Origin of the sequence: Sapientia aquatica, assembly GCF_004358105.1 — a bacterium.
GTDB lineage: Bacteria > Pseudomonadota > Gammaproteobacteria > Burkholderiales > Burkholderiaceae_D > Solimicrobium > Solimicrobium aquaticum.
In genome coordinates this window covers 37,404-55,128 of the sequence record NZ_SMYL01000016.1, presented here as the reverse complement: position 1 = coordinate 55,128, position 17,725 = coordinate 37,404, and the positions used below count along the sequence as shown (strand labels likewise).

Genomic DNA, 17,725 nt, shown 5'->3' with positions numbered 1-17,725 from the left:
TGGTATTCAAACAGATGATTCATGGCGTCAGAACCGGACAGACGCACGGGGATTAGGGCGGATGGATCGTTGATTTGTGGGATGGCTGGGCTGTGGATGGAGAGGGTGCGGGTGGGATGCGGCATGGGAGGTTCCTGTAATAGCGAAGACGTGAATAGTTAAAATAACATAAGATTATTTTTTTATAAATATAAAAAAATATGTAATTAACCATCAAAACTTCTTCACTCTGATAAATGTCGCCGAACGCTACCCAAAAAAAATTTGGTACTTAATTGCACCGGATCGTTTATTTATCGCAATCTATTCTAATTTATTGCACAACCTCATCCTCAACAATCACCTCCTGCTCGCCCGTTTCTTTCGGCACGATCCAAAGCGACATCACCACCACTGGGATCGCTGAAACCAATACCCACAAGAAGAAATGTTGATAGCCAATCTTGACTTGAATGTCGCCGCTGATGGTTTTGAATACGCTGTAACCCAAGGCCATAAAACCGGTGCCGAAGGCGTAATGGGCGGTGCGGTATTTGCCTACTGAGACGACTTGCATCATGAATAAAATTACGCCCACGAAGCCGAAACCGAAGCCGAAATTTTCTACTACGATGGCGGCGCCAATCACGGCAAAATTGGTCGGCATCGCGGCGCTTAGGAAGTAAAACGCTAAGTTAGGCAAATTCATTCCTAATACCAAAAACAGCATCGCGCGGCGCAAGCCCAACCATGCGGCAAAATAGCCACCAACCACGCTTCCACCGATAAAGGCAATGGTTCCGACTGCGCCGTACAATGCGCCGGTTTCTGCGGTGGTTAATCCCAATCCGCCCGCTTCGCGCGCGTCACGCAAGAATAATTGCGCGATGGTGGAGACTTGCGCGTCACCAGCGCGGAATAAGAAGATGAATAAAATCATCATCCAAATGCCGGGCTTTTTGAAAAAATCAACGATCACATCTTTTAAGGTCATGAACGCACCGGACAAGGAGTTATCGGTACGCACTGCATTGCGCGCCGTTGGCAATGACCACGAATGGTAAGCCGCTAACAAAATCATGAGCGCGCCCAATACGCCAAAGATAATCGTCCATGCTTGCGCGGGTGCCATTTGCACTTCGAGGTAACCGGCCAAAATCACCAGCGGACCAACGGCAACGAATTTGGCGGTGTTATAAAAGCCGCCCTGCCAGCCGGCATAAATCGTTCGTTGATGGCCGGTTAAGCTCGAAATATATAAACCATCAGCGGCAATATCGTGCGTAGCGGACGCGAGCGCGACGACACCTAGCAGCGCAATGCTGATTAGAAAATAGCCAGGCAAATGCAAACTCGCGGCTAACATTAACAAGGCCGCGCCGCCGATTAATTGAAACAGCAGCACCATCGATTTTTTGCTCGGAGCGGCTTCCAGCAACGGGCTCCAAAGCGGCTTAAACACCCACGCAAAGGTGAGCAAACCGGTCCAACGGGCGATTTGATCGTTCGGCACGCCCATGCTTTTGTACATTAAGCCAGCCATCATGCCGACCAGATAATTCGGCAAACCTTCGGCGAAATACAGCGTGGGTACCCATGTCATTGGATGGCGGCGGGCGGTGGCGTCGTGTTTTGTTTCTTGGCTATCTTGCTGATCCATGCGATGGCTTTCTGACGTGGTCTCGTTATACGCCGCTCATTTTTCGTGCTTGAGAAAATGGGCGCGTTTCGTTTTTATTGAGTCGTTCATCAGCACGGGACAACCGTTTTGCAGGAAAACTTGGCTACCAATGCCGCGACAACTGGTTTTAGATAAATAGAACCACTAAGATACCAATTATTCTTTTTTGTTGCTACAAGAAATTACCTTGCTACGTCATTTAGCGACAAATTTTCTTAAAAACAGAGAATAACCACTCTGATTGTTATGCAAAAAATAATGCCGTGCATCCTTAAAAATGCACGGCATTAAGTTCAGTACGAAGCTAGACGCAACTTAGACTAAACCAAGATCGCGTCCTTTGACTCCGGCAAACACGTAATCGAGTTGCTTTGGCGATAAACCGTAAATCCGCGCAAACAGACCGCCCAACGTAGCACGGTATTCATTGAGCACGGGGAAATCGCGATTTTGGAACAAGGTTTTTTGTTCCACCGCGACTTGCTCACCCACGACTTGGCCGCCGTGGATGCCGCCGCCCAAAATCCAATATACCGAGCCGTGACCGTGATCGGTGCCGCGGTTGCCGTTTTCACGGAAAGTGCGACCGAATTCGCTCACGACCACGACAGTGGTGTTATTCCATGCGTCGCCCATTTCATCGGCAAAAGCGGCTAAGCCTTTGCCGAGTTCACTGAATTTGGTGGCGAGCTGACCGTTGGCGTTTCCTTGGTTGACGTGCGTATCCCAACCGCCGACATCGACAAAACCGAGCGCATATTTGGTTTGCATTAATTTACCGATGCGACGCGCTTCTAAACCAAAACCTTTGGTGCTAATCGCATTGCGGTTGGCTTCGTTCATTTCACGCGATTTGTCTTCGGCTTGCATCGCGTTCATCTGGTTGTTGACTTCATCGCGCGTGGCAAAGCCTTCATCGACTTGCTTTGCCAGTGGCTTACCTTGATACATGCTGGCAATGAGCTGACTTTGGCGACTATCTACTGCAGGTTTGCCGACGTTTTTAACGGCAGTATTTGGAATTTGCAAACTGCCTTGCATGATGATGGGCAGTTGATCGGTAAACGACATAGCGGCGATATTGCGGCTGTCTTTATTCAACACCGTTGCTAGGCGATTGAGAAAGCCATTGCCCAAATCACGGTGCCCTTGCAGCGGTTGGCCGAGTTCGATGCTGTCTTGCGTTTCAAAATGGCTTCGGCTCAAATCGTCAGTGCCAGCAAACGGAATAAAAGCGGCTTGCCCTTTGGTGTAGAGAGGATAAATCGAATCACGTAAAGCTGGATGCAAACCCCAATCGGTCGATAAACCGATCACCGAATTCGCATCGTTGCCAGAGCGCGCTAATCCGATGTTTGGCCGCACTTCGCTGTAAAACGAACTCGACGTTGGCACCAACAAACTGGCTGCATCGTAGCCACCGCGCAAAAATACGAACAACAAACGCGGTTGCGTTTGCAGCGTCGCATCCGACGCCGCAAATAAGCGACCGCTAATGAGCGGCAAAGAACTCGCTGCCATGGCTTGTAAAAATTGACGTCGTTTCATATCTCGTCCTTGCTGACTAAGAGAATAAGGTGGGTTATCGATTCATCATCTCGGGCGAAGCTAACAGCAGCGTATTCCACTCTTGCGGGCTGTTGGCTTGGTCCAAAGTTTTTAAGGTATTGGCGCTGAGACTTTTTTGCCAATAGTCGAAGTACAAGGCATTGCTTAATTTGGGGAATCCGGCTACTTCGTTGCCGCTATCTGACTTAAACAAACCCGCGCTGCCGTTGCCGATGGTTTTGGCAATTTCAAAGCGTGTGGTCATTTGGCCGGGGCTATCCCACGCGCTCGAGCTTAATGAGTAACCGTCTGGAGTCAATTTGCCATAACGCGGTTGGCCTAAGCGCGAGAGCCAATTAATGACCGGGCCGGTATTCAAAATCGCTCTGTCGTCGTAGGCCAAGCGCAACGATGAGAACACATAATGCTGCGGATCTTTGAATTGATGACCGAGTGATTTGGCAAATTCGTCCGAATTAAACATGGTCAACAAGATCGCTTTAATGTCGCCATTCGTCGCCAAATAGGTCTGCGCCATGCTGTCCACCAAAGCGGTTGATGGCGTGTCGCTGACAAAGAACATCGCCAATTTTTTGCTCACAAAATGCGCGGTCGATGGGTGCGTCGCCAAAATATCTAGGGCTTCGTTTAGTTCACCCAAACCGCGGCCTTTTATGGTGTGGCCTAAAAATACCTTGGTACCGTAGTCGTGCCGACGCGGATTAAATTCAAACAAACCACGGCGCACATATTGGTCTTGAAATTGACCTAATTTAGGCGGCCCGTCGTTCTTCATATTAAAGCCAACGCCGGTCAAAATTCGCGCTAATTCTTGCACATCGCGCTGGGTATAGCCGCCATCAACGCCCATGCTGTGCAATTCCATGATCTCGCGCGCATAGTTTTCGTTGGGGTGATTGATCGCATTTTGCTCGTTATCCAAATAGCGCAACATCGCTGGGTGATGCGACGTGGCGTCGAGTAATTCGCGGAAGTGGCCCAGCGCATGCGGACGAATGGCTTTGTCTTCATAGTCGCCCAACATGGCTCGGATATTGGCCTTACCTTGGAATACATTGAAGTGGTTAAACCAGAACCAGCACATTTGTTCTTGCAATTGCTGCGGCGAGTAGATGGCGCGCAAAATGGCGCGACTTTGCGATTCTTTATCGAGGCGGTTAAGTTGCTCCCGGTAGGCTTTGCGGGATTCTTCTTTGGCGTTAGCGTCATCATTGGCTTGACGCATTTGCTCTAATTCCATGGCAATCGTGACCATGTCTTTTTGACTAATTTGCATCGCCGCGATTTGATCTTGGATTGCTTTCGGCATGCCAGGACCCGTCATTGGAGCCAGTTGCAGTTGCTGCTGGACATACGCCGCGGGGCCGATTGCTTTCAAAACCTGCGCGCTGCTTGGATTAATCCCCCAACTTAAACGCTGCATTAACAATTCGGGCTGCGCGATAACGCTTGGATTCACCAAAGCAGAGGTCGATGAATAGCCGTTTTGCGTGCTAGTCGGAGCAGCTGGCGCGGGCTTGTTTGCGGTTGGTGCAGTGCTGCAGGCGACTAAACTAGTTAATAAAATCCCGCTGCATAGCAGCAGCGCCAACTGCGTTGGCTTATATATTGGATGGCTCATAAGTTGAGGAAACGGCATGATTTCTTTCACATAGGCGAGCGTTAATTATGTAGTGGCGACCTTTGCAGGCGCCCTGTTTATGTTGTGCGGCAGCTCATTTTGAAATGCCCATCGGCCCTATTCAAGACTGAGCAGTGCTGTACTAACGTCTCGAATTCAGACCCGTTGACAGATAAAACAAATGTCAAAAACTCTTACTTTTAACCGTATTTTGTTACGTGCGATTGACACGATCAGGGCGCAATCACTTTCATAAAATGTCATGTGACTGCGCATTAATCATACTTTATGGACGTAATTTTTCTTACTAAAATCCTCTCCACATCACCATTCATCACGGAGAGCAACATGAACCTAACAGATCAACAACACTTGGCTTCGGTCCGCACTGACGCTGAATGGTTGGACGCGCATTGGATGCCTTACACCGGTAACCGCGACTTCAAAGCCAACCCACGCATGATAGTCGGCGCCAAAGGAAATTACTATTACGACGCGCACGGCAAAAAGATACTCGATGGCTTATCTGGTTTATGGTGCTGCGGCTTGGGTCATGGTCGCACTGAAATCACAGAAGCTGTTAGCCGCCAAATGGCAACGTTAGATTATTCACCAGCGTTTCAATTCGGTCATCCCTTGTCGTTTGAACTGGCCAACCGCATTAAAGAAATCACGCCAGCCGGTTTAGATTATGTGTTCTTCACCGGCTCCGGTTCCGAATCGGCTGACACCTCGTTAAAAATGGCTCGCGCTTACTGGCGCGCCAAAGGCCAAGCAAGCAAAACATTGCTGATCGGTCGCGAAAAAGGCTATCACGGCGTCAACTTCGGCGGCATTTCTGTCGGAGGTATTGCCGCTAACCGTAAAGTGTTTGGTCAAGCTGTCGGTGCTGATCATTTGCCACACACGATGTTGGCAAAAAATGCCTTCTCGCGCGGATTGCCAGAAGACGGCGTGGAATTAGCTAACGAATTATTAAACATCATTGCCCTGCACGACGCGTCCAATATCGCGGCGGTGATTGTTGAACCATTCTCCGGTTCGGCAGGTGTAATCGTCCCACCAAAAGGCTATTTAAAACGTCTGCGCGAAATCTGCGATCAACACAATATCTTGTTGATTTTTGATGAAGTCATCACCGCTTTCGGTCGCGTTGGTGCCTACACCGCCGCAGAAAAATTCGGCGTCACCCCGGATATTTTGAACTTCGCTAAACAAATCACCAACGGCACGCAACCATTAGGCGGCGTGGTCGTGAAAAAAGAAATCTACGATTTGTTCATGCAACAAGGTGGCCCAGATTACATGCTGGAATTCCCACACGGGTATACCTATTCCGCGCACCCAGTTACCTGCGCGGTCGGTATCGCCACGCTCAAATTATTAGAGCAAGACAACGTGATGGAACGCGTCAATGAATTGGCACCGTATTTTGAAAACGCTGTGCATACCTTAAAAGGCAGCAAACACTTAACCGACATCCGCAACTGCGGTTTGGCCGCCGGTTTAACCTTTGCTGCGGTGCCGGGCGAACCAGCTAAGCGTCCATACGAAATCGCAATGCAGATGTTGAAAAAAGGTTTCTACGTGCGTTACGGCGGCGACACCATTCAACTCGCACCACCTTTCACCATCGAGAAATCCGAAATCGACAGCATCGTAAACGCGCTGGGCGAATCGATTAACGCAACGGCCTAAGTCTAAAAATTAAAAGGAATAACCATGTCATCCACTATCGTTGGTCACCTCATTCACGGTGAAATTGTCACCACCGGCAAACGCTCGCAAGCGGTGTATAACCCTGCAACCGGCGAAGCCACCAAACAAGTTATGTTGGCCGATCAATCCACAATGGAAGCCGCATTGACTTCGGCGCAAGCCGCTTTCCCTTCGTGGCGTAATACACCGGCGTTGAAACGCGCTCAGGTTATGAGCCGTTTGAAAGTATTGTTGGAGCAGAACGCCGATAAAATCTGTCGCTTAATTACTGACGAACACGGCAAAGTACTTAACGACGCGCAAGGTGAATTGCAGCGTGGGATTGAAAACGTCGAATACGCCAGCTACGCGCCAGAATTGCTTAAAGGCGAACACAGTAAAAACGTCGGTCCATCGATCGATAGCTGGAGCGAATTCCAACCAATCGGTATCACTGCTGGTATCACGCCATTTAACTTCCCCGCCATGGTTCCACTGTGGATGTGGCCTATGGCGGTGGCGTGCGGTAACTGCTTTATTTTGAAACCATCGGAGCGCGATCCATCATCGACTTTGTTGATCGCACAATTAGCCTTAGAAGCTGGCTTACCAAAAGGCGTGTTGAATGTGGTCAATGGCGACAAAGAAGCAGTTGACGCCTTGCTGACCGACCCACGTGTTGCGGCTATTAGTTTTGTTGGCTCAACCCCGATTGCTGAATACATTTACAGCACCGGCTGCGCTAACGGCAAACGCGTACAAGCATTAGGCGGCGCAAAAAATCATTCCATCGTGATGCCTGACGCTGATATCGGCAACGCTGTATCGGCATTGATGGGCGCAGCATATGGTTCGTGCGGTGAACGTTGCATGGCGATTCCTTTGGTTGTTGCCGTGGGTGACGCAACCGCCGATGCCTTGATCGCTGGTTTGAAAACCGAAATCGCCAAGATGAAAGTTGGTCCAGGTACTGACGTTTCTAACGACATGGGCCCATTAGTCACCAAGCCGCATTTCGACAAAGTTTCTGAATACGTCGCCATCGGTGTAGCCGAAGGCGCGGATTTAATCGTCGATGGTCGCGGTATCAAAGTCGCCGGTCATGAACAAGGATATTTCTTGGGCGCCTGTTTGTTCGATAACGTCAAACCCGGCATGCGTATATATCAAGAAGAAATTTTTGGCCCGGTCTTAGGCGTGGTGCGTGTGGCAACGTTGCAAGATGCGATGGATTTAATCAACGCGCATGAATACGGCAATGGCACTTGCATCTTCACCCGCGATGGCGAAGCTGCACGTTATTTCAGTGACCATATTCAAGTCGGCATGGTAGGTATCAACGTGGCCTTGCCAGTGCCAGTGGCCTACCACTCATTCGGCGGCTGGAAGCGTTCCTTGTTTGGTGATCTGCACGCCTACGGCCCGGATGCTGTGCGCTTCTACACCAAGCGCAAAACCATTACCCAACGCTGGCCAAGTGCTGGCGTGCGTGAAGGCGCAACGTTTAGCTTCCCGACGAATAAGTAATTGCAGTTTGTGGGTGTAGGGCAAAAACAGGCTTGGTGACAAGCCTGTTTTTTTTATGTCTCTTGAGCGGCAATGAATCGTTTAACTAAAGATCCAATAATTTACGGGCCATGATTGACGTTCGTTATTGCACATCAATTCTCTATTACCGCAGCGGTATTGTTAATCTAGTTCGAAGTGACAAGTCAGATTAGAACGATGAACAGGCTGTAGGCTGACTGCTAGCATTGAGTAGTTTGCACCCCTTACTGCCGGAAGATTTTTCCGAACCAGACATGCATTTAATTTAGGTGGGCTGGAATTTAATCCAAGCCTACCGCGCTGTTTTTGTGACTATCGTCAAGCAAAGACATCACGCAAATGGGCACTGTATCGCGCAATATGTTCGTCAGTATTCGGATCCTTAATGACGTCATTACATAGGAAAGTCGGCAGGCTTGTCATCCCCAAAAATTGATTGGCTTTATGAAAAGGAAAATACACCGCATCGATGCCTTTTCCTTCAAAAAATTGATCTGGTTCGTCGAACGCTTCTTTAGGCGCGTTCCATGTTAATGACAACATGTATTGTTTACCCTGCAGCAAACCACCAGAGCCGTATTTTTTTGATGCATCCGACCGACTTCGTCCGTCATTGGCATAAAGGCGCCCATGACCGTAGGTAAAAACCTCGTCTAAGTATTTCTTCAACGTCCACGGCGCGCCCATCCACCACGCCGGCATTTGATAAATAATGACGTCCGCCCAGAGATAATTCTCTACTTCCATTTCCAAGTCGTAACCATCCTCTAAAACCGTCTCACGCACTTGGTAACCCAAGCCAATTAGGTTTTCGACGGCCAAATTGTGCAGAGTTTCGTTTAAGCGACCTTCTGAATGGGCGAACTTTTTCTTGCTGTTGATGAGTAAAATTTTTTGCATAACGCTTGCCAAGTAAATAAATGAACAATAAATCTAATTAAATTAATAACTAGTCTCTGCATGTTGAGCGTATTCGACCAATTTCAATTTGTTTTTTGTAATTCGATAATTTAAATAGCAAACATCACACAAATATCCGCAATTTCAGTCAAGACAAGTGCAACTCGACTGGCTATAGTTTGGGCTGTTCAACTGGGAGCAAAAGCGATGTCAAAAGCGGGAGAGTATGCGGCTAAATTTAATCGGGTATTCGATTACATCGATCAAAATTTGCATGGCGATTTGTCGTTGGACAGCTTGAGCCAAGTCGCGCATTTTTCTAAATTTCACTTCTCGCGTCAGTTTTCTGGCTACACCGGAGTAAGCGTTTTTGGGTATGTGCAATTAATGCGGCTCAAACGTGCGTCATACCGTTTGGCGTTTAATCAGGCCGACAAAATTATTGATATTGCGTTGGATGCGGGTTTTGAAAATCCAGAATCGTTTTCACGTGCATTTAAAAATACCTTCGGACAAACCCCCACAGAATTCCGCCTGCAGCCAGCTTGGCAGCCGTGGAATGAGCAATATCAATTTCCCAAAAGAGAAAGGAACACAAGCATGGACGTTAGGATTATCCAGTTTGAAGAAACCAAGATCGCCTCATTCCAGCATCGCGGAGCACCCGATTTAGTCAACGATTCGGTCGCCCAATTTATCGCATGGCGCAAGCAAAGTGGACTCTCACCGATCAAGCAAAGCAGCACTTTCGGCATCGTGCACGATAATCCTGATACGACCGAACCGGACAAATTCCGCTTTGATATTTGCGGCTCTGTTCATGAGCCGATACCTGACAATGTCCACGGAGTGATTAACGGCACTATCCCAGCGGGGCGTTGCGCGGTCGTTCGACATAAGGGTTCGCATGATCGAATTGGGGAAAGTATCTACCCCATGTATCGCGATTGGCTGCCTAGCAGCGGCGAAAGCTTACGTGACTTTCCGCTGTTTTTTCATTATTTGAATTTGCTGCCAGAGACGCCGGAGCTTGAATTAGAGACGGATATTTATTTGCCGTTGAGGTAGAGGAAGTTCGTCAACTGTTGCAATGGTTTTTGGTTTCAACTTAAGCCACCGATCTTTGGGGATTTCAAACAACTCAACAACGACGATCTCAGCAGCAATCTAATTCGCACCAATAAAAGTGATTTTAGTTTTGACTTCCCCCCTTCTGCCGCTGCCGCTTAACAAGGTGAAAAATGGATCCGAAAAAACGCGCTGTTTGAGGTGTAACAAGGAATGCGATCAGCATGCTCATCGCTTGCGCAACGGTGTTCGCATGTAGGCGAATACTCCCTCCCTTTAGGGATACGGGGACACGGGGGCTGTGCCCGACAATCGATGAGGCCTTAATCCAACAAACCCTCTTACTCCTCGACATCCAACGCCAAGGTCTCCTTAATCTCCTCCATCACCACATAACTCTTAGACTGCGCCGCTCCGGGTAGCTGCAACAAAATATCCCCCAACAATTTGCGATATTCCGTCATCTCATGAATCCGCGCCTTGATGATGTAGTCGAAATCCCCCGACACCAAGTGGCATTCCAGCACTTGCGGGATACGTAGCACTTCGCGGCGGAATTGATCGAACATTTCGCCCGACTTATTACTGAGCGTGATTTGCACAAACATCAACAAGGACGCGCCCAACGCGTTCGGATTAAGCCGCGCATAATAGCCGCTGATAATTCCGTCGCGCTCCATGCGTTTTACTCGCTCAATGCACGGGGTAATGGACAAGCCAACTTGCTCGCCTAAATCCTTCATCGACAGGCGTCCGTCCTTTTGCAGCAGGGTCAAGATGCGGCGATCTAGTTTATCCAGAGCGCGCACTGTATTTTTTTGAATTCGCATGAATTTCGCCTAAAAATTCGATTATTTTCAATAACTAAAACTAGCTTTCAAGCACTAATATAGCGGAAATTAGCTGTAAATTCTATCCTGGGGGCAATATGCGTGTAGTTATTCTTGGTAGCGGAGTCATTGGTGTAACCAGTGCTTATTATTTGGCGTTGGCGGGGCATGAAGTGACGGTGTTAGATCGTCAAGCTGGCCCGGCGCTAGAGACTAGTTTTGGTAACGCGGGGCAGATTTCTCCCGGCTATGCGGCACCTTGGGCAGCGCCCGGCGTTCCGCTTAAAGCACTCAAATGGATGTTGCAAGAACACGCGCCGCTGTCGATTTCGCCCGACGGAACCTTGTTCCAATTGCAGTGGATGTGGCAAATGCTAATCAATTGCAGCACAGCGCGTTATGCGGTCAACAAGCAGCGCATGGTGCATTTGGCCGAATACAGTCGCGACTGTTTTAAAGATTTGCGCGCCGCGACCAATATCCAATACGAAGGGCGTCAACAAGGTACCTTGCAATTATTCCGCAACGACGAGCAATACGATTCGGCGCAAAAAGATATCGCCGTATTAAAGCAAGCGGGCGTGCCGTATGAATTGTTGTCCACCGATGAATTAGCCGCCGTAGAGCCCGCCTTGGCAGCAGTTAAACATAAACTCAAAGGCGGCTTGCGTTTGCCAAATGACGAAACCGGCGACTGCCAATTGTTCACCACCACGTTGGCTGCAATGGCCGAAAAATTAGGCGTTCAATTTCGCTATGGCGTCAGCATTGATGCGTTGACGATGGAAGGCGGCAAAATCGCGGGCGTTAAATCCGGCAACCAAACCATTAGCGCGGATGCGTATGTCGTTGCGCTCGGCTCCTACACTACTAATTTCCTGCGCGGCATTTTGGATATTCCCGTGTATCCGGTCAAAGGTTACTCGATCACCGTGCCTATCGTGGATGCCGCCAAAGCACCGGTTTCGACTATTTTGGACGAGACCTATAAGATCGCAATCACCCGTTTTGACGATCGGATTCGCGTCGGCGGTATGGCGGAATTAGTTGGTTTTAACACCAACTTAAAAGCTAAACGCCAAGAAACGTTGGAAATGGTATTGAATGATTTATTCCCCGGCGCCGGCGACTTAGAACACGACAGTTTCTGGACTGGCTTACGTCCAATGACACCCGACGGCACACCTTTGGTCGGCGCGACCAAAGTGCCGAATTTGTTTTTGAATACCGGCCACGGCACCTTGGGTTGGACCATGTCCTGCGGTTCAGGCAGCGTGTTAGCCGATATTATTTCTGGCAAAACGCCGGCCATTGATGCGAGCGAATTGAACTTAACGCGCTATGCTTAATTAGGCTTTTCTGCCTAAATCAAGGTAAAAAAATCCCTTGCTGTTTGTCGCAGCAAGGGATTTTTTATGCCAAAAAGAGTTATTTATTTTCAAGCTCGCTCTTAGTACCAATACTGATAAACCGCCCCGGTCCGCCGAGCTGAATATTAAACACAATCGCCAGCCCGCGTAGGCAAAACGCCGCTAAACAAGCGATCGTCTCGGCTGCTGATTCTGGCAAGAACATTTGAACCAGTAAAACATAAATCAACGAACCAAATAGCGCCACCGTGGCATACATTTCGCCACACAAAATCATCGGCTGATTCTGCGTCAATAAATCCCGAATTACGCCACCGCCCGTGGCAGTCACCATACCCATAATCACCGCAATAATTAACGGCGAACCCTGCTGCAAAGCGATGTGCGCACCAACCACACTAAAGGCCGCCAGCCCTAGCGCATCAGACCAAACCATCGCCTTATTGGGAATGGTTTCGTAATGCACAAAGATGTAGGTCGCCAAGGCGGCAAACATGCACAGTACCAACTCGGTCGGATCGTGCGTCCAAGCAATCGGACGCCCCAGTAATAAATCACGCACCGTTCCGCCACCGATTCCGGTCACGGAGCCGATTAAAACAAATCCGATAATATCCAGCCGATAACGCGCGGCACTCAGTGCGCCGCTGATGGAGAAAACGATGTCGCCGAAATAGACGACGTAGAGGATGTTTTTGCTTAAGGGAGCGATGGGGATGAAAGTCGAGGAAAGCATAATTGGGGGTTTTAGTTAGTTCTGTTTATTTGGCGGTTGAGAATTTTATCTGCGCTTTGGATTGATACACAAATCATTAGGCTGTTGTTTTTAATTAGCGCTTAACTTGTCAGCGAACAGGGGCCGGGCTGCGGCCGACCCATTAAACCTAACTACACTACATCGGCAATGCCGAATCAACCCGCCAATCAACCATCGACTACTGCTACACGTTGGCCGACCATTTCGCCAGCCAAAAAATCAAATAACCTTCAACTCAATCTTCCCCAAACCCTCAATCCCCGCCACCACCATATCGCCCCGAACCACCGCCCCAACTCCCTCGGGCGTGCCGGTCATAATAATATCTCCCGGCTTCAGGGTAAAAAACGTCGATAAATGGCAAATAATCTCGTTCACCGACCAAGTCATCTGGTCGATATTGCTATGCTGCTTTTGCTGCCCGTTCACGCTTAAGGTCAATGCTGCTTTGGTCAACAAGCCAATCTCAGAAACCGGATAAACCGTCCCGACTGGCGCGGAATAATCGAAGGCTTTACCGATTTCCCAAGGCCGACCTTTATCCTTCATCTGGCCCTGCAAATCACGCCTTGTCATGTCCAAACCAACTGCAAAGCCATAGACGTATTCGTGCGCTTGTTCTGACGAGATTTGGTGACCGGTTTTGCCGATCGCGACCACTAATTCAATCTCGTGATGATAATTGGACGTTAAGCTTGGGTAGGGCAAATCGGCGACCTTTCCCGGCAACACTGGTATCACCGCATCGGCTGGCTTGCAAAAGAAAAATGGCGATTCGCGGCTTGGGTCGGAGCCCATTTCACGGGCGTGCGCAGCGTAATTGCGGCCAACGCAGTACACCCGACGCACGGCAAACTGGTCGTCGCTGCCGTGAACTGGTAACAGTGTAGGAGCTTCTGGGGGAAAAACGGTGCTCATGAGGTTTCCTTTTGATCTGGCAAATAAAGTCACGCACAACAAGAAAGATAGGTTTTCGGCATTTTATGCCAAGCCAAATAAAAGCACTTAGTTAATTTACTAACCGCTGTTAGGTTTCTTTCAACGCGCGGCGATAACTAATCGCCTCGGCAATGTGCTTACGTTGAATTTGTTCAACTTGGGCGAGGTCGGCGATACTGCGCGCCACCTTTAGAACGCGATGGTAGGATCTGGCCGACCAATTAAGTCGATTCATGGCTTGCTGTAAAAGCTGCTTGCCGCCTTCATCGGGATCACAAAACTGCTCGATCTCATTGGTGTTGAGCATATTGTTGGATTTACCTTGGCGCGCAAACTGCAAGGCGTAGGCTTGCTCGACCCTGGCTTGAATGGCGGCGCTTTCTTCGCCATCGGCTTGCTTCATTAAATCCGCATGCGGTAACGATCCGACTTGAATCTGCATATCGATTCGGTCGAGCAAAGGGCCAGAAATCTTGCCTTGGTAACGTGCCACGCTGTCAGGGCTGCAATGGCATTTGCCATTTTCGTGGCCTAAATAACCGCAAGGGCAGGGATTCATGGCCGCGATTAATTGGAATTGGGCTGGGAAATCGGCTTGGCGCGCCGCTCTTGAAATCGTGATTTTTCCGGATTCCAATGGTTCACGCAGCACTTCTAATACGCGCCGATCAAATTCAGGCAGTTCGTCTAGAAAAAGGACACCGCGATGCGCGAGCGAAATCTCACCCGGACGCGGAGTTCCGCCACCGCCCACCAAGGCCACCGCCGACGCGGTGTGATGAGGATTGCGAAAAGGTCTGACCTTCCAAGCATCCAATGAAAACCCTTTCGTCAGCGATTGCACCGCCGCAGCTTCCAATGCTTCGTCATCACTCATGCTGGGCAAAATTCCGGGGAAACGGCTGGCCAACATTGATTTACCAGTTCCTGGAGGGCCGATCAATAAAACCGAATGCAAGCCGCAGGCGGCTACTTCTAAGGCGCGCTTGGCCTGCAATTGGCCTTTGACTTCGGCAAAGTTGGGGTACTTGGGTGGGCGTAATTGATGCGTCGGACGATGACGAGCGAGCCGCGCTTCGGTGTTGTTCGCCGCAAAATGCGCGGCGACTTCCAGCAACGAATCGGCTGGATAGATTTGCGCGTCGGGCACCAAGGCAGCTTCTTCGGCATTGGTGCTCGGTAGAATAAAGGCGACTGGTTTAGTGTTTTTTACGTTGGCAAGGCTAGCTTTACACATCGCAAACGTCATTGCCAACGCACCGCGAATCGGCCGCAATTCACCCGAGAGCGATAACTCTCCGGCAAATTCGTACTGGCCTAATTCATCCCCGGGGATTTGTTCTGATGCGGCAAGAATGCCGAGCGCAATCGGCAAATCAAAGCGCCCGGATTCCTTGGGCAAATCGGCGGGCGCTAAGTTGACGGTGATGCGTCGATTGGGGAATTCAAAACGGGCATTTTGCAAGGCTGCCCGCACGCGATCTTTGGCTTCTTTGACTTCGGCTTCGGGCAAACCGACGATGGCAAATCCGGGCAAGCCATTCGCTAGATGCACTTCCACGGTCACTTCTGGCGCGTCCATGCCGGCGAGCGCTCGGCTTTTTAATACGGCCAAACTCACCGCGTCGCCCTTTTCACCATCGAGCTCAATGCGAGCGAGCTGGCCGACGCCAAATCCCAATGGGCGCTTATTTGTTGAACAATGTGCTGCATCGTGGGCTACCTTTTACCTTGTTCGTATTCGAAGGTAAGGGTTGACCATGAGGTCAGCATTGAATTCCGTGGCTGGACGAATAGTTATGAACGAAAAAATATGAATGGCGCGGGTTCAGTGGAGGAGCTAACTATTTTCTCGCAATTGAACTGTTCTACTCCTGCGCCCGTAAATCGGCTTATTCGCTTTTTAAGCTGGCTTCTAACGCAGCCACGCGGGCTTCCAAGGCTTCTAGCTTGGCGCGGGTTTTGGCTAACACTTGCGCTTGGATATCAAACTCTTCGCGCGTGACCAAATCGAGCTTGGCAAATCCTTGGCTCATCATGGCTTTGACGTTTTTCTCAAGATCTTTGGCAGGAGAATTTTCTAGCGCTTCGTTAATTTTGGATTGGATATCGGTAAAAATTTGGTTCATCGTAAGCTCCTTAATAGAGGATTCGTGTTCGCTAGCGCAAATTGAACATCGCGTTTAAATTGAATTCCGCAATCTTAACGCATTGTTCGCAGTAGCACTGCAATGCCGCACAGATACGACTGCGCGTTATTCGCAGCAGAACAAAGTGGTATTACTGCAAAAGCCGATCCAAGGCTTGCCCAAGCGCTTACAAAACCTGCCAATCAAGTTGATTTAATCATTTTAAAAACAGTGATTTATCAATCCGCATGACATTTATGACCAAATCAGTCCTTCATTAAATCTTTAACACTGGTATTTCACATTTTTGCTTCAAAGCGCTGATTTTTAAATGCCTAGACAAATTATTTGCACGAAGTTAGTGCATTAATATTGTGTAAGTTGGTTTCGTGCATTGAAATGGTGCAAGAGCGGAATTTTTATGCGCTGCAACATCTTTTGCCGTATGGCATGGGTTTTGCTGTAGTTGACTCAGACTTTTTTACTTTGCACTACTAACCGGAGAAACCTATGTTGAAAAAATCAGTTCATTTTAGCGCAGCGGTACTACTGGCTGTGTTGGCTCAAAACGTTTTGGCGCAAGAAGCGGCAGAAGCCCCAAAACCTGACAATGAAGTTTCATTCAATCTAGGTGCGACAACTGACTATCGCTATCGCGGGATCAGCCAATCGAACTTGAAACCTGCCTTACAGGGCGGTGCGGATTACACCAACAATCCAACGGGTCTATATGCAGGAACATGGCTGTCCACCATCAAATGGATTACGGATGTGGGCGGTAAAGGCGACGTCGAATGGGACGTGTATGCAGGTAAGCGCGGCGAGATCGTGCCTGATTTGTCGTATGACGTCGGCGTGCTGAGCTATATCTACGCAAACAACAAACTGGGCGATATTACTGGCTTCGTTGATGCCAATACAACCGAACTGTATGGTCAACTGACATACAAGTTAGCCAACATCAAATACTCACAATCCGTGACAAATTTGTTTGGCGTACCAAACAGCAAAAACAGCGGTTACGTGGATTTGTGGACCAGCATTCCATTGACTGACAAGCTGGCATTAGGCTTGCATGCAGGTCATCAGTCGATACAAAACAATTCACAATTGTCTTATACCGATTGGAAAGTGGGCTTATCGCAAGACTTTTTCGATGTGTCGTTCACACTTGGCGTCGTTGGCACTAACGCGAGCAAAACATTGTATGTCACCCCAGACGGAAAATTTACAGGGAAAACAAGTTTGGTGCTTTCCGCATCAAAAACATTTTAAGACGGAGACGGTATGAAACTCATTACAGCAGTCATCAAACCATTTAAGTTGGACGAAGTGCGTGAAGCACTTTCGGTCATCGGTGTGCAAGGTATCACTGTCACCGAAGTCAAAGGCTTTGGTCGTCAAAAAGGACATACCGAGCTGTATCGCGGCGCAGAATACGTGGTCGATTTTTTACCGAAGACCAAGATCGAAGCGGCCGTTGATGATGCCATCGTCGATCGCGTGATCGAGGCAATTGAAAACTCAGCACGCACCGGCAAAATTGGTGATGGCAAAATTTTTGTCAGCCCATTGGAACAAGTGGTACGGATTCGTACCGGTGAAACTGGCAACGATGCACTATAAGGAAAATAAA

The 17,725-nt window shown here is 49.0% G+C and carries 15 protein-coding genes; 6 read left to right on the top strand and 9 right to left on the bottom strand.

The genetic code is table 11. The features are described 5' to 3' along the window. Positions 1-313: 313 nt before the first annotated feature. The 3 genes from E2I14_RS18110 to E2I14_RS18100 form a co-directional block, all read right to left on the bottom strand. A complete protein-coding gene (locus E2I14_RS18110; protein WP_133331153.1) occupies positions 314-1,639 on the bottom strand; it encodes an MFS transporter in 1,326 nt (441 codons plus the stop codon). A gap of 336 nt (positions 1,640-1,975) precedes the next feature. Continuing rightward, entirely contained in the window at positions 1,976-3,208 is a 1,233-nt protein-coding gene (locus tag E2I14_RS18105) for a DUF1501 domain-containing protein (protein WP_133331151.1), read from the bottom strand. Between the two features lie 34 nt (positions 3,209-3,242). Beyond that, positions 3,243-4,868, bottom strand: coding sequence for a DUF1800 domain-containing protein (locus E2I14_RS18100; RefSeq protein ID WP_227544799.1), 1,626 nt, complete (start codon positions 4,866-4,868; stop codon positions 3,243-3,245). 330 nt (positions 4,869-5,198) lie between these two features. On the opposite strand from E2I14_RS18100, the gene E2I14_RS18095 reads away from it, so the two are divergent. Then, complete coding sequence (locus tag E2I14_RS18095) at positions 5,199-6,548, top strand: aspartate aminotransferase family protein (RefSeq protein ID WP_133331147.1); 1,350 nt, start codon at positions 5,199-5,201, stop codon at positions 6,546-6,548. A 24-nt stretch (positions 6,549-6,572) separates the two neighbouring features. Continuing rightward, positions 6,573-8,075, top strand: a complete 1,503-nt coding sequence (locus tag E2I14_RS18090; RefSeq protein ID WP_133331145.1) for a CoA-acylating methylmalonate-semialdehyde dehydrogenase — start codon at positions 6,573-6,575, stop codon at positions 8,073-8,075. A gap of 339 nt (positions 8,076-8,414) precedes the next feature. Here E2I14_RS18090 and E2I14_RS18085 read toward each other — a convergent pair whose 3' ends face one another. Further along, a complete protein-coding gene (locus E2I14_RS18085; protein ID WP_133331143.1) occupies positions 8,415-8,996 on the bottom strand; it encodes an NAD(P)H-dependent oxidoreductase in 582 nt (193 codons plus the stop codon). 207 nt (positions 8,997-9,203) lie between these two features. Between E2I14_RS18085 and E2I14_RS18080 the strand changes: the two genes are divergently transcribed. Further along, on the top strand, positions 9,204-10,064 hold the full coding sequence (locus E2I14_RS18080) for an AraC family transcriptional regulator (protein ID WP_133331141.1): 861 nt from the start codon (positions 9,204-9,206) through the stop codon (positions 10,062-10,064). 341 nt (positions 10,065-10,405) lie between these two features. Here the strand turns inward: E2I14_RS18080 and E2I14_RS18075 are convergent, their stop codons facing one another. Beyond that, entirely contained in the window at positions 10,406-10,894 is a 489-nt protein-coding gene (locus tag E2I14_RS18075) for an Lrp/AsnC ligand binding domain-containing protein (protein ID WP_133331139.1), read from the bottom strand. A gap of 98 nt (positions 10,895-10,992) precedes the next feature. On the opposite strand from E2I14_RS18075, the gene E2I14_RS18070 reads away from it, so the two are divergent. After that, positions 10,993-12,243, top strand: a complete 1,251-nt coding sequence (locus tag E2I14_RS18070) for a D-amino acid dehydrogenase (protein ID WP_133331137.1) — start codon at positions 10,993-10,995, stop codon at positions 12,241-12,243. A gap of 79 nt (positions 12,244-12,322) precedes the next feature. Here the strand turns inward: E2I14_RS18070 and E2I14_RS18065 are convergent, their stop codons facing one another. The 4 genes from E2I14_RS18065 to E2I14_RS18050 form a co-directional block, all read right to left on the bottom strand. After that, a complete protein-coding gene (locus E2I14_RS18065; protein ID WP_133331135.1) occupies positions 12,323-13,000 on the bottom strand; it encodes a trimeric intracellular cation channel family protein in 678 nt (225 codons plus the stop codon). A gap of 240 nt (positions 13,001-13,240) precedes the next feature. Next, positions 13,241-13,939 (bottom strand): fumarylacetoacetate hydrolase family protein, encoded by a 699-nt coding sequence (locus tag E2I14_RS18060; protein ID WP_133331133.1) that lies wholly within the window; start codon positions 13,937-13,939, stop codon positions 13,241-13,243. A 109-nt stretch (positions 13,940-14,048) separates the two neighbouring features. After that, positions 14,049-15,581, bottom strand: a complete 1,533-nt coding sequence (locus tag E2I14_RS18055; RefSeq protein ID WP_133331168.1) for a YifB family Mg chelatase-like AAA ATPase — start codon at positions 15,579-15,581, stop codon at positions 14,049-14,051. A gap of 271 nt (positions 15,582-15,852) precedes the next feature. After that, positions 15,853-16,089, bottom strand: coding sequence for an accessory factor UbiK family protein (locus tag E2I14_RS18050; RefSeq protein ID WP_133331131.1), 237 nt, complete (start codon positions 16,087-16,089; stop codon positions 15,853-15,855). 510 nt (positions 16,090-16,599) lie between these two features. Here E2I14_RS18050 and E2I14_RS18045 point away from each other — a divergent pair. Next, on the top strand, positions 16,600-17,364 hold the full coding sequence (locus tag E2I14_RS18045; RefSeq protein WP_133331129.1) for a TorF family putative porin: 765 nt from the start codon (positions 16,600-16,602) through the stop codon (positions 17,362-17,364). Positions 17,365-17,376: 12 nt separating this feature from the next. Further along, positions 17,377-17,715, top strand: a complete 339-nt coding sequence (locus E2I14_RS18040) for a P-II family nitrogen regulator (RefSeq protein WP_133331127.1) — start codon at positions 17,377-17,379, stop codon at positions 17,713-17,715. Positions 17,716-17,725: the final 10 nt, after the last annotated feature.

Coding starts and splice junctions, on each gene's coding strand:
- E2I14_RS18110 (WP_133331153.1), bottom strand. CDS start 1,639: ATGGATCAGCAAGATAGCCAAGAAACAAAACACGACGCCACCGCCCGC.
- E2I14_RS18105 (WP_133331151.1), bottom strand. CDS start 3,208: ATGAAACGACGTCAATTTTTACAAGCCATGGCAGCGAGTTCTTTGCCG.
- E2I14_RS18100 (WP_227544799.1), bottom strand. CDS start 4,868: ATGCCGTTTCCTCAACTTATGAGCCATCCAATATATAAGCCAACGCAG.
- E2I14_RS18095 (WP_133331147.1), top strand. CDS start 5,199: ATGAACCTAACAGATCAACAACACTTGGCTTCGGTCCGCACTGACGCT.
- E2I14_RS18090 (WP_133331145.1), top strand. CDS start 6,573: ATGTCATCCACTATCGTTGGTCACCTCATTCACGGTGAAATTGTCACC.
- E2I14_RS18085 (WP_133331143.1), bottom strand. CDS start 8,996: ATGCAAAAAATTTTACTCATCAACAGCAAGAAAAAGTTCGCCCATTCA.
- E2I14_RS18080 (WP_133331141.1), top strand. CDS start 9,204: ATGTCAAAAGCGGGAGAGTATGCGGCTAAATTTAATCGGGTATTCGAT.
- E2I14_RS18075 (WP_133331139.1), bottom strand. CDS start 10,894: ATGCGAATTCAAAAAAATACAGTGCGCGCTCTGGATAAACTAGATCGC.
- E2I14_RS18070 (WP_133331137.1), top strand. CDS start 10,993: ATGCGTGTAGTTATTCTTGGTAGCGGAGTCATTGGTGTAACCAGTGCT.
- E2I14_RS18065 (WP_133331135.1), bottom strand. CDS start 13,000: ATGCTTTCCTCGACTTTCATCCCCATCGCTCCCTTAAGCAAAAACATC.
- E2I14_RS18060 (WP_133331133.1), bottom strand. CDS start 13,939: ATGAGCACCGTTTTTCCCCCAGAAGCTCCTACACTGTTACCAGTTCAC.
- E2I14_RS18050 (WP_133331131.1), bottom strand. CDS start 16,089: ATGAACCAAATTTTTACCGATATCCAATCCAAAATTAACGAAGCGCTA.
- E2I14_RS18045 (WP_133331129.1), top strand. CDS start 16,600: ATGTTGAAAAAATCAGTTCATTTTAGCGCAGCGGTACTACTGGCTGTG.
- E2I14_RS18040 (WP_133331127.1), top strand. CDS start 17,377: ATGAAACTCATTACAGCAGTCATCAAACCATTTAAGTTGGACGAAGTG.